Raw genomic sequence first — 12,158 nt, forward strand, 5'->3', positions numbered from 1 at the left:
GGTTTAACCCTCCTAGGCCTGAGCTGAGTCAGGCGAAGTGACGAAGCCGGGCTCACGTCGATTTAGGTGACGGTTTGGATAATCTCCCGAACGATCCGAGCCGGTTGCCGATCGGTGAGGCTTAATTCGCGGCCGGCACGACGGTAGATGAGCTGGGTGTGATCCAGGCCGAACAGGTGAAGAAGGGTGGCATGGTAATCGTGATGGGTGACGATATCTTTGACCGCCTTGTGCCCCCACTCATCCGTTTCACCATACGTCATCCCTCCCCGGATGCCACCGCCCGCCAGCCACATGGTGAAGCCGTAGGTGTTGTGATCTCGGCCGACCTTTTCTCGGCCTAGGTCGTTTTGTATCACCGGGAGACGCCCCATTTCGCCACCCCAATGAACGAGGGTCGTGTCCAGCAATCCACGTGATTTGAGGTCGGCCACCAACGCCGCTGTGGGACGGTCGCTTCGGGCGCATAGATCGGGTAGCGCTTTAACCAGGCCGCTGTGCTGATCCCAGCTTTGTCCATTGTTGATGATCTGAACAAAACGCACACCGCGCTCGACCAAGCGTCTCGCGATCAAACATCGGGTTCCGTAGTCGCGGGTCAGATCCTGATCGACGCCATACAGCTGTCGTGTGGCCTCGCTCTCACTCGAGATATCCATGGCCTCTTTTGCCGAGGTTTGCATCCGCGCGGCCAATTCGTAGCTGGCGATTCTGGCCTCCAGATCCAACTCGCCCGGGTGTTGGCGGAGGTGTTCCCGATTGATGTCTCGCAACAGTTCCAGCTGCCGCGCCTGGCCTGGTCCTTTGAGGTGGGGTGCGGGATCGAGATTTAGGATCCTTGGCTCCTGGGGTTTTACTGCCGCGCCCTGGTAGACTGAGGGCAGCCAACCGTTGGACCAATGGTGGTCAGCCAACTGGGGTGGTCCGCTGGGGTGAGTCAAGGTGATGTAGGCCGGCAGCTCCTGGCTTTCTGAGCCTAGTCCAAAGTTAATCCAACTGCCGAGCGTGGGAGCACCGGCGGTGATCCGTCCGCTGGCGAGGGCATACAGGGACTGCCCGTGATTGTTGACGCCGGTTTGCATGGAGCGCACCACACAAATCTCGTCCGCCACCGCCCCGAGGTGCGGCAGAAGGGTCGAAAGCTCGATGCCGCTCTGCCCATGCTTTTTAAACTCCCAAAGCCCCGGAAGCACCTTTGCACTGGCCTGTCCGGCGTTGTCGAACTTGAGCTCTCCAGGGAACTTGCGTCCTTCGTATTCCTTGAGCAACGGTTTGGGGTCGAACAGGTCGATGTGGCTCGGTCCTCCGACCATCAGGATCGAAATCATGGCGCGCGCGCGCGCTTGCCGGAGCGGAGGCTTCGGCTGCAGATCGTAACTGCGCGCTTCTAACTCCGGTCGCGCGGGTTCAGCGAGCAGTCCCTCCTCCTTCAACAGATAGGCCAGGGCGGCGGACCCGAGCCCAAACGCGCTGGCTTTCGCGAAGTGGCGTCGCGAACAAAGGCCGCTCGGAGGTGACGATGGTTTCATATTAGTCCAAATACAGAAAACGGTTCGAGCCAGCCAAGGCTTGGCACAGGCTGGCGAACGCCGCGAGTGAGGGATCTTCACCTCCTGAGCTGACGGTTTTGGAGTCGGCTTTGGTTGAGAAGCGGGCGAGCGCTTGCGCTCGGAGAATCTCGGTTTGCTCCGCCAGATAGACCAGCGCTTTCTGAACTTCTGACGAGCTGGGTGCCTGAGCGAACAGGCGTCGCCAGAGCAGCTCCACCTGCTGCCGCATATCGCCCGGCAACTCACGACGCGTCCGCTCAGCCAGGTCCAGGGATCTATCCAGCACGAACCGATCGTTTAGAAACATCAATGATTGAGCAGGGATGGTAGAGACGGCGCGTACCTCGCAATTAGGGGATAAGGCGGCGGTGTCGAAGGTCTCCATAACTCCCACCGGCATGCTGCGGCGTACTTGGATGTAAATGCTGCGACGGAACTCCGGGCTGCCGGCCGCCGTCCCTTCGGACCCCGGTTCCTTGGGCGGGGCGGCGACTACAAACTGCCCTTGGGGACTGACGGTCACCGGGGTCGGCGCGCCATACAAATTCGTATTCATGCGTCCGCTGACGAAGAGTAGCGCATCGCGAAGACTTTCCGACGGAAGTCGTCGCAGCCGCTGACGCCCGATCAGACGATTGTCGGGATCGGCTGCCTGCGCTGCCGGGTGGATCGATGCTTGACGATAGGCAGCACTCCTCAGAATGGTTCGATGCAGCTGCTTGAGGCTCCAGCCATGGTTGATCAACTCGGAGGCCAGCCAATCGAGCAGCTCGGGATGGGAGGGACGTTCGCCTAAACTCCCGAAATCGGCCAGAGTGCCAACAATACCCGCGCCAAAGTAGTGATGCCAGACCCGGTTCACGAGAACCCTGGCGACCAGGGGATTCGATCCGTCGGTCAATTCCCGGGCGAAGCGGAGCCGACGCCCCGTCGTTTTCCGTACGGTGTTGGTGTCTCGGTGGTCCATCTCCGTGGAGGCCCTTTGCAGAACGGTCAGTCCACCCGGTTCAATTGGCTCGCGAGGCTGTTGGTGATCGCCCCGATGAAACAGGAAAGTGGTGGGGGTGGATTTGGGCTCCTCGATCAGGCAATGAACACGAGGGTCTTCGGGTTTTAAGGCGCGCAGTTCCGTTGCGCGTTTGCGAATCTCCTCCACACGTTTGGCACCAGCCGCGTTAACTTCCCCCAGAATAATATGATCCTGAAAGGTGGGAAACTCCCGGAGTAGACGCCGGTGCTCGTCGCTTCGCTTGTCGGCTGGGGTCCGGCGAGCGCCGATCACCGCTTCCTTCAGTTCTGCCGGAACCAATTCCAACTGCTTTTGGACGAACTCCTCGATCAGGTCGTCGTGCACTCGGTTTGCTTCGGTGTCGATCACCTGCGCGGCTCGTTCGATGCAGGCAGCTTGGTGACGATCCTCCGCCGCCATCAAGGACACCAAGCGATCGTTCGGGTTCTTCCAGTGCTTCCAATCGAAGGCGGGCTCGAGGATGGCCCGCAAGCGATAGTAATCGGACTGAGGGATGGGATCGTAGCGATGGTCGTGACACTGGGCACAGTGCACCGTCAAGCCCAGGAGCGAGGTCGACACGATCTGCAGGGTGTCAGCGATGACCTGGTTCTTCGCCAGATCCGCATCGGGCGGACCATCTCCCGTGGGGTCGGGCGCCAGCCGTAGAAATCCGGTGGCGATTAAGCAGTCCAGAGCCTCCCCCTTCAGTTCGCCGTAAGGCCCCTGGATGAGTTCGTCGCCCGCCAGTTGTTCGGTGATAAACCGATTCCAGGGTTTGTCAGTGTTTAGGCTGCGGATGACGTAGTCGCGATACCGCCAGGCCCAGGGACGCTCAGAGTCGGCCTCGGCTCCTCCGTTGGAGTCGGCATACCCGGCCACATCCAGCCAGTGTCGTGCCCAGGCTTCCCCGTAGCGGGGCGATGCCAAAAGCCGCTCGATCAGTCGGTCGTACGCGACCGGCGAAGAGTCAGCCAGGAAGGCGTCGACCTCCTCTGGCGTGGGCGGCAGACCGGTGAGGTCGAAGGTCACTCTGCGGATCAGGCTCGAACGGCTCGCCTCCGGCGCGAAGCCCAAGCCCCGCAGCTTCAGCTTTTGCAGCAGGAAGGAGTCGATGGCCTCCAGCGGTTCCCCCGGCCGGGAAACAGCCGGCGGATCGACCCGCTTGACGGGCTGAAAGGACCAAAAACCCCGCTCCTCCTCGGTAATGTAATACTTCGGAACCTGCTCTGGCTCCGCCCGCAAGGTCGGCGCTCCGGAGGCGATCCAGCGTCTCAGCGTCTCGACCTCGGCCGGAGAGAGCTTCTTTTCTCCTTTGGGCATGGTTCCCGCGGTGACCATCTTGAGAAGCACACTCTCGTCGGGTTTCCCGGGCGTCAGCACGGTCCCTGAATCGCTCTCGGTCAGCATCAGTCGTCGCAGCCGCAGATCTACCCCTCCTTTGAGCGTTTCCCCCTCACCATGGCAATGGAAGCAGTGAGATTTGAGAATCGGCCTGACGTCCCGTTCAAAGCTCAAATCGGCCGACGAAGTGACGGCCGATCCGTGCAGTCCGCAGCTCAGCCAGATCAGGGCCACCGCACTCCCTAGAGCCGTCGGAATCGGACCAAGGCGGCCAGCGATGTCATCCGGGGGAGTGGGCATGGCGGTGGATCGGTGGGTGCTTCGCAGGGGGGATTACTTGCCCGTGCGCTGGATCACTTCCTCTGGTTTAAGCTGTTTGTCGCCGGCGAGGGGATGCTTCACGGATGGTTGAGCCTGGGCGTATTCCTCGGCAGTAACGCTGCGGGCGTCATGCATGAACACACAGGTTCCCTTCTTATTCCCAATGATCAGGTCGGGTAAACTATCGCCATTCACGTCAGCCACCCCGATTTGACGTCCGACCCCCGCGTCCCCGTCAATCAAATGTGGCACCCAATCGATTTCTCCTTGCGGACCGCGCACCAGCCGGAACCAGTAGAGCACCGCGGGCGCTCCTGGGTCGGGATCCCCGGTCGGTCCGTGCGCCCAGAAGCACTTCCCGGTGACGATATCCTTGAGGCCATCGCCATCGATGTCGACCAACTCCACGGCGTGAAGCTGCGAGAAAGCAATGCCGTAGCGGTTTTCCGTGAGCTCCTTGTTCATGAACACGTGGGCCTTAAACTGAGGCCCACCGCTGGCATCCTTCTCGGCCAGTTGCTCGTACCATCCCAGGCCGTAGCCATGCGCGGCGATGCTCGTGATCACGTCGTTCCGGCCATCCCCATTGACATCGTAGGCAAACATCTGAGCTCCACCCCCCGGACTGAAGGCGACCTCGTGACGCGGCCAAAGGGTGGAGGCGGACCCGCCGGCGGGCTGCTCCCACCAGCCGCCGCGTTCCAGAATATCCAATCGGCCGTCCCCATTGACGTCCCCGATCCCCAAGCCATGGTTGAAATTACCCCACGGCCCTTTTCCTGACACCGAGACGAACGGCCATTTGGCGGTGCTGTTGTTCCAGTCGGGAGACGCGTAGCCAAAGGTTCCCTTGGAGTTGCACAGGATCTCTGGTTTTCCGTCCCCAGTCAGGTCGGCGAACGTGGGAGATTCATTATCGACGGCATCAAACACCGCATGGCGAATCCAATGGCGTTCGGCGCCCTGAGGATTCAGATAGAGATAGGCGGGCGTTCCTGGAAGACCATAGGTCAGCACATCGTTCCAGCCGTCGGCATTGAAGTCATGGACGAAGGAGAAGAAGTTGTCTTGTGAATAGGAGTTCTTTTTTCCGAGGGCGCCTTCGAAACCGGGCACCCGTTCGATGGTGCCGTTCGGGCGTTTGAGGTTGAAGGTCGCCTTGGCCGGATAGAACTCGTGTCGTTGAATAAACTGAGGCCCCTCCCACCAATACGGCCCGGAAATCGCATCCAACTTGCCATCGCGATTCAGATCCCCGAAGGTCGCCCCTTCGCTCCAATAGTAGTGATCCAACTGCAGCTTGTTGAAGAGATGCAACGTGGGTGTCGCGGCTCCGGACGCTGAGAGAGCCAGCAGTGTCAAGCCTAGGGCGGACTTGAAGATCAGGGCGGGTGTCATGTCCTGTTTCTCGCAGGGCAGGGGACATCCGTCAACGCTGTTGTCTGAGGGTGTTGTCGTCGGGGGGGGACAGGGGGGGTGTGATAAAACGTGGGTGAGGGCGGATCTGAACCAACCCGGTTTCTCGACTCCGTCGGGTCCGCTACAGCGGCAGAGGCCCCTCCGCATTACCTCCAAGAATCAGGACTAGACAAGCTGGGCAGCGCCGACGTTTCTCACTTCGTTGGCGGGACTCCGAACCCGCAGGGTTCAAAGAGATTTAGCCGGGGGTGCTCGCACCCCCGGAACTGTTAAAAGTAGGGAGCATCGCGCAGCGATGCCACCGCCTCCTGAGAGTGCGTCACCCGACTCAAGGAACCTAATCCGTTCGTCAGACCGTTCGCCGACGGGTGGCACGCCTTTCAGGGTGCTGTTGAATAGGGGGCCGACAGACCGGGGGTGTCGCTGCGCTCCACGCCCCGGCTAATCTTTTTGAACCCTGCGGGTTCTCGGTTTCGGCCCCCCGGAACTCATTCGAAGAAGTGAGGATCCCCTACACCCTGCTTAGTCCCAATTCTTGGAGGTAAAGCGGAGAGCCCTCTGCCGCTTTTGTTCCTCCCGACGGAGTCGGGATCCGCCGATCTTGCTCGCCCCACTCTAACTCACGCCCGGGGCGTCCTCAGCCCCGGTTGGCCATTGGTCCATTGGCTTCCAGCCCAGCAGTGCCTGGGCTGGAAGGATGTCGAAGATGGGACGTCGGATGGGGCGGCTGGTCGCGTAAAGTAGATGGAAGCCCTGCGGCACATCCGCCTCCACGGTGCGTTGAAAAAACCTCCCGGCATCGCCCGGGCTGAAATAGAGATCCTGGGCGGTCTCGTTGCGTAGGAAATCATCGGCTTGGCCGCGTCGCGGGCACCATCCCAGGCGAATTGCGATGACCGTTGCTCCGCAGTTCTGAGCGTAGCTGAACCCGGCTGATTCCATGAACATCTTGGTCGCCGCATACCAATGTCGCGGGGTGACCGGATCCTGGGTTGTGATGGGCAGGGCCCCGTGGTATTGCTGCCTCCAGTTGACCTGTCCCGAACTGGCCAGGATCACGCGACGCACGCCGCTCGTGCGGGCCGCCTCAAGCACGTGGTAGAGGCCAATGATGTTGTTGGGTACCAGATCTCCCAGGAATCCTTCCGGCCCCTCGACATCATCGGGGGTGGCGGCGAGATGAATCAGCGTGCTGACCCCCTGAACCGCCTCTTGGAGGAGCTCGGGCTGGGACAAATTGCCCTGGATGAAATGGCTCAGCGGCAACCCGGGACGGAGATCGAATCCCCGCACCAAGTGTCCGGCGGCCATCAATGCCTGCGCTGCCGCAGTTCCCAGTCGGCCTGAGGAACCGGTGATTAGCACCAGATCGGTGTCGGCTTTGCTCATAGCGAGAAGCGGGGACGATCGTGCGTCCGGAAGAACAGTTGCGGGCGGACCCGAGTTATTCCTGCTTGAGCAACTTCTCGACCCTTTCCTCCAGGCCCTCTCGCGCTTCCATGCTCACCAACATTCCCTTTTTGTCGACCAGCCACATGGTGGGAATGGAATCGATGCCAAAGCGCTGGCCGAACTTGTTCTGCCAGCCTTTTCCGTCGAAGTACTGCGGCCAGGTCATCTCCTTCGCTTTGGTGACGGACAGAAGCTTCTCCTTGTCCTGATCGAACGACAATCCGATGATCTCAAATCCCTTGGAATTTAGTTTCTTGTAGGCGGCCACCACGTTCGGAAGCTCCACCATGCACGGACCACACCAGGTAGCCCAAAAATCGATGAGCACCACCTTCCCGCGCATCTTGCTGAGGTCGATCTCTTTTCCATCGACGGAGGTAAACTTGATGTCGAGCGGCTTGGTCTTCAGCTCGGACATTGTTTTCACCTTTTCGAGTTGTTGCTCGGCCACCTCGGCCAGGGCTGGATACTCGCTCTTGGTCAAAGCCTCGATTTTCTTCTGCGCGCCTGCTTCATCCAAAGCGACAATGGCCTCGATGTACCATCGGGTGAAGAAGGAGTTCTCCTCAAACTTAGGGAACTTCTTGAGGTGGGCCATCAGGCTGTCCTTGAATTCATCGAGCGTCGCCTTTTTCTCTTGGAGCTTGCTATAAATAAAGCTGAGCAAGAACCCGTTAGCGCGCGCACGAACCTCTTCGGAGGCATCGCTGGCCTCGACTACTTCCGTGAGAATGGTCTTGGCCTGCTTCTCGCTATCCTCGGCTTCGGACCGGGCGGCAGCCACGGCGTCGAGCAGCCGAAGCTTCCAGCGCAGCGGATCTTTGGGGAACTTCTCGAGGAAATCCTTTTTGGCTGCGGCCAACACCTTCGCCTGCTTGACCGGATCGCGCTCGCGGAAGAAGTCCCGTTCGATACCGGACAATATTTCCTCGGGGTCCTGGTCGCTGGTTGCCTTGGCCTTAGCCTTGTCGTCAGCCTCCGCGGCGAACGCTATGGACGGCGCCGTAAGGAGTGAGAGCATGAGTGCGAAAACCGTCCATTTTAATTTCATACGAGTCCTTGGTTAGCCGGAAATGGGACCGGAAGCAAGCCTTGGTTGGGAGGGAGATAGGGAGATCGGGTGCGACTTGAAAGGGAATCGTCACGGCGGTAGGGCGAGATTCCACTCGAGCCGCGATCGGCCCTAGGGTAGCGAACGGGGCAGGGGCTGCGTCCCGGAGAGCCGAAGTGGAGACGATCGCTCACCGGCCCTCGCGGGGTTGCCCCCTTGGGTCTCCTGAGCATGGGGCAGGAATGGGCTCGAACAGAGTCTCTCCCTACCTTGTCCTGCCGAGCACGGTTGACGGGGGGCTTGGCACCCGATAGCACATGCCGGTGCCGTTGATCGAATCCAGTTACGAGCCTCCTTGGTTGTTGCGCAACGGTCATGCCCATACGGTTTACCCTGCGATGCGCAGGCGGATTTCTGACGTGACCTACCAGCGGGAGCGGCTCGAGTTGCCGGATGGCGATTTCATCGACTTGGATTGGGCGCGGGTGGGGGGCGCACGGCTGGTGGTGGTGGCGCACGGGCTCGAGGGCTCCTCTCAGGGCGGCTATGTCCGGGGAATGGTGCGGGCGTTTAATCGACGGGGCTGGGATGCGGTGGCCATGAATTTTCGAGGCTGCAGCGGCGAACCCAATCGGTTGCTCCGATTCTATCATAGCGGGGTGTCCGACGACCTGGGCTTGGTGGTCCAGCATGTCTCAGGGCCGGGAACTTACGCCGGCGTGGGATTGGTGGGCTTTAGCCTTGGTGGAAATGTGACCCTCAAGTATGTCGGGGAGTTGGGGGAGTTGGTGCCATCCTGGCTGGTCGGGGCCGTGGCGATCTCGGTTCCTTGCGATTTGAAAGCCTCTGCCCGAGCGATGTCGGGGGCTGCTCAGCGTCCCTATATGGCGAGGTTTATCTCGGACCTCCACCTGAAGCTCAAAGCTAAGCAGGCTCGTTTTCCTAAGCAGCTCGATGACACCGGCTACTCGGAGCTGAGGACCTTCAAGGACTTTGATGACCGCTACACCGCCCCCATTCACGGATTCGCGGATGCGGAGGACTACTGGGCCAAATCCAGTTCGCGGTTTCTGATGCCTGCCATTCGCTGCCGCTCACTCCTGCTCAATGCGCTGGATGACCCATTTCTGGCGGATGAGTGCTTTCCTGTCGAGCTGGCGCGAAGCCACCACTGGCTTCACTTGGAAACCCCGTCTCGCGGCGGGCACGTTGGATTTGTCGGCAGCGGGTTGCTGCCGGACGAATACTACAGTGAACGCCGTGCCCTCGAGTTTCTGGGCGCGACTGCTCAGCCCGGTTAGGCTTTTGCAGCCAGCTGCCGCAGGACGTACAGGAGGATCCCGCCATGCTGGTAGTAATCAATCTCGATGGGCGTATCGATCCGGCAGCGCACGATGACATTCTCGACCGAACCATCTTTGCGCGTGATGCGGAGCGTGAGATCCTGTTGTGGTTTCAGGCTGGCATTCAGCCCCACCACATCGTAGCTCTCGGTGCCGTCCAGCTTGAGGGTCTGAGCGGTTGTCCCCTCTTTGAACTGCAGGGGGAGAACGCCCATGCCGACCAGGTTCGAGCGATGGATTCGTTCGAAGCTTTGGGCGACGACTGCTTTGACTCCCAGCAGGTTGGTCCCTTTGGCGGCCCAATCGCGTGAGCTGCCGGTGCCGTATTCCTGGCCAGCGACGATGACCAGCGGCGTCTTGGCTTCCGCATACTTCATGGCGGCATCATAGATGGACAACTTCTCACCTGTTGGCTGAAGGAGTGTGTTGCCCCCTTCCTCTCCGCCCAGCATGAGATTCTTGATGCGGACATTCGCGAACGTGCCGCGCGTCATGATGCGGTCGTTGCCACGGCGCGACCCGTAGCTATTGAAGTCGGCAAACTGAACCTGGTTCGCGAGCAGGTACGTGCCGGCCGGCGAGGACTTCTTGATCGCTCCGGCCGGGGAGATGTGATCGGTTGTCACCGAGTCGCCGAAGATCCCCAGCGCGCGGGCGTCCTTGATCTCGGCGATGGATCCCGGCTGCATCGAGAATCCGGTGAAGAAAGGCGGTTCCTGGATGTAAGTGCTCTGCCGGTCCCATTCGTAAACGTTGCCCACAGAGGACGGGATCTCGTTCCACTTGGGATTCTGTCCGGCGAAGTCCGTGTACAGCTTCTGGAAGATCTCGGGCTTCAGGGCGGACAGCATCTGATCACGCACTTCCTTCAACGTGGGCCAAATCTCCTTGAGCAGCACCGGCTTCCCTTGCTTGTCCACCCCGAGCGGCTCGGTGGAGAGGTCGATGTTGACTCGCCCGGCGAGTGCGAAGGCCACCACGAGCGGCGGCGACATGAGGAAGTTCGCCTTGATGTTCTGGTGGACGCGGGCTTCAAAGTTTCGGTTGCCCGAGAGAACCGAGGCAGCCACGAGGTCGTTTTTCACCACGGCATCCTCGATCGCCGGGGCGAGCGGACCGGAGTTTCCGATGCAAGTGGTGCAGCCATACCCGACCAGATTGAATCCGAGTTGATCCAGATAAGGCTGAAGCCCGGTCTTGTCCAAATAGTCGCTCACCACGCGAGATCCCGGGGCGAGCGAGGCTTTCACCGCGGGGTTCACCGTGAGGCCTCGTTCCACCGCCTTCTTGGCCAGCAAACCGGCAGCGAGCATGACGCTCGGGTTGGAGGTGTTCGTGCAGCTGGTGATCGCGGCGATGAGCACCGATCCATGACCCAGCGAGGCTTTGGTGCCCGCTTCCAGGGAGACCTCGGCGCGGACTGAAGCAAAGTCTTCGGCCTTCTTGCCAAACCCGCTTTCGGCCACCGGCTTGGAGAACGAGGTGACAAATTCGTTTTTCAGCTTGGGCAACTCGATGCGGTCTTGCGGGCGTTTCGGTCCGGCCACACTAGGAACGACGGTGGAGAGGTCGAGCTCCAAGTCCTGGGAGTACTGGATCTGTCCCTTCTGCGGAATGCCCCACAATCCCTGAGCGCGGTAATAGCGCTCGTAGATCGCGCATTGCTCCTCGCTTCGCCCGGTGGCGCGCAGGTAGTTGACCGATTCCGCGTCGATGGGGAAGAAGCCCATGGTCGCCCCGTACTCGGGGGCCATGTTCGCGATGGTGGCGCGATCCACCAATGGCAGGGCGGCGGCGCCTGGACCGTAGAACTCGACAAACTTGCCCACGACTTTGGCTTTCCGCAGCATCTGCGTGAGGGTCAGTGCCAGATCGGTGGCGGTAACTCCCTCGCTCAAGCTGCCAGTCAAATGAACACCGACCACATCAGGGGTCAGGAAGTAGACGGGCTGTCCGAGCATTCCTGCCTCGGCCTCGATGCCGCCGACACCCCAGCCGACAATCCCGATGCCGTTGATCATCGTGGTGTGAGAGTCCGTTCCGACCAGCGTATCCGGATAGTACACTCCGCCCTGGTTCAGAACACCTTTGGCGAGATATTCCAGGTTGACTTGGTGGACGATGCCGATGCCGGGCGGGACGACTTTGAAAGTGTCAAAAGCCTGCATGCCCCATTTCAGAAACTGGTAGCGCTCCCGATTGCGAGAAAACTCGAGCTCGAGATTTTTCTTCATCGCGTCCGCGCTGCCAGCGAAGTCCACCTGCACCGAGTGGTCTACGACCAGGTCCACAGGGACCAGCGGCTCGATGATCTTCGGGTTTTTGCCCATGCGGGCGACGGCTGACCGCATGGCCGCGAGATCCACCAGCAGCGGGACTCCGGTGAAATCCTGGAGCACGATGCGCGCGACGACGAAAGGGATTTCAGCAGTGCGCTCGGCCTTCGGCTGCCATTGCGCCAATTCGCGCACATTTTGTTCCAGCACTTTCTTGCCGTCGCAATTACGCAGCACGGACTCCAGCACGATCCGGATCGAAACCGGCAGCTTGGAAATGGCGCCGACACCGGCTTTTTCCAGGGCCGGCAACGAATAGTATTGGCCGGTCTTCCCGTTTCCGAGATCGAAGGTCTGCAGTGTTTGAAACAATTGGTGCGATGCGCTCATACT

At 60.4% G+C, this 12,158-nt stretch carries 7 protein-coding genes; 1 reads left to right on the plus strand and 6 read right to left on the minus strand.

All coding sequences use genetic code 11. The annotated features are described in order from the left end of the window. Positions 1–62: 62 nt before the first annotated feature. From JNN07_02160 to JNN07_02180, 5 genes are all read right to left on the minus strand, one after another. Positions 63–1,529 carry a DUF1501 domain-containing protein gene (locus JNN07_02160; GenBank protein MBL9166527.1) on the minus strand — a complete coding sequence of 489 codons (1,467 nt, stop codon included), beginning with the start codon at positions 1,527–1,529 and terminating at the stop codon, positions 63–65. Position 1,530: 1 nt separating this feature from the next. Continuing rightward, positions 1,531–4,203, minus strand: coding sequence for a PSD1 domain-containing protein (locus JNN07_02165; protein MBL9166528.1), 2,673 nt, complete (start codon positions 4,201–4,203; stop codon positions 1,531–1,533). Positions 4,204–4,236: 33 nt separating this feature from the next. Beyond that, the gene (locus JNN07_02170) at positions 4,237–5,622 is read right to left on the minus strand and encodes a VCBS repeat-containing protein (protein ID MBL9166529.1); all 1,386 of its coding nucleotides are present in this window, start codon (positions 5,620–5,622) and stop codon (positions 4,237–4,239) included. 636 nt (positions 5,623–6,258) lie between these two features. Beyond that, a complete protein-coding gene (locus JNN07_02175; protein MBL9166530.1) occupies positions 6,259–7,032 on the minus strand; it encodes an NAD(P)-dependent oxidoreductase in 774 nt (257 codons plus the stop codon). 55 nt (positions 7,033–7,087) lie between these two features. After that, positions 7,088–8,146 (minus strand): TlpA family protein disulfide reductase, encoded by a 1,059-nt coding sequence (locus JNN07_02180; GenBank protein MBL9166531.1) that lies wholly within the window; start codon positions 8,144–8,146, stop codon positions 7,088–7,090. Positions 8,147–8,463: 317 nt separating this feature from the next. Here JNN07_02180 and JNN07_02185 point away from each other — a divergent pair, with 317 nt between their 5' ends. Next, complete coding sequence (locus JNN07_02185) at positions 8,464–9,447, plus strand: alpha/beta fold hydrolase (protein ID MBL9166532.1); 984 nt, start codon at positions 8,464–8,466, stop codon at positions 9,445–9,447. Here the strand turns inward: JNN07_02185 and acnA are convergent. Next, positions 9,444–12,155: an aconitate hydratase AcnA gene (acnA, locus tag JNN07_02190; GenBank protein ID MBL9166533.1), complete on the minus strand. Its 2,712-nt coding sequence runs from the start codon at positions 12,153–12,155 to the stop codon at positions 9,444–9,446. The genes JNN07_02185 and acnA overlap by 4 nt on opposite strands. Between the last annotated feature and the right edge of the window lie 3 nt (positions 12,156–12,158).

Source organism: Verrucomicrobiales bacterium (genome assembly GCA_016793885.1).
In the GTDB taxonomy this organism is placed as follows: Bacteria; Verrucomicrobiota; Verrucomicrobiia; order Limisphaerales; family UBA11320; genus UBA11320.

What these genes read in the sequence shown, in the direction of transcription:
- JNN07_02160 (MBL9166527.1), bottom strand. Translation starts at nt 1,529, where the DNA reads ATGAAACCATCGTCACCTCCGAGCGGCCTTTGTTCGCGACGCCACTTC.
- JNN07_02165 (MBL9166528.1), bottom strand. Translation starts at nt 4,203, where the DNA reads ATGCCCACTCCCCCGGATGACATCGCTGGCCGCCTTGGTCCGATTCCG.
- JNN07_02170 (MBL9166529.1), bottom strand. Translation starts at nt 5,622, where the DNA reads ATGACACCCGCCCTGATCTTCAAGTCCGCCCTAGGCTTGACACTGCTG.
- JNN07_02175 (MBL9166530.1), bottom strand. Translation starts at nt 7,032, where the DNA reads ATGAGCAAAGCCGACACCGATCTGGTGCTAATCACCGGTTCCTCAGGC.
- JNN07_02180 (MBL9166531.1), bottom strand. Translation starts at nt 8,146, where the DNA reads ATGAAATTAAAATGGACGGTTTTCGCACTCATGCTCTCACTCCTTACG.
- JNN07_02185 (MBL9166532.1), top strand. Translation starts at nt 8,464, where the DNA reads ATGCCGGTGCCGTTGATCGAATCCAGTTACGAGCCTCCTTGGTTGTTG.
- acnA (MBL9166533.1), bottom strand. Translation starts at nt 12,155, where the DNA reads ATGAGCGCATCGCACCAATTGTTTCAAACACTGCAGACCTTCGATCTC.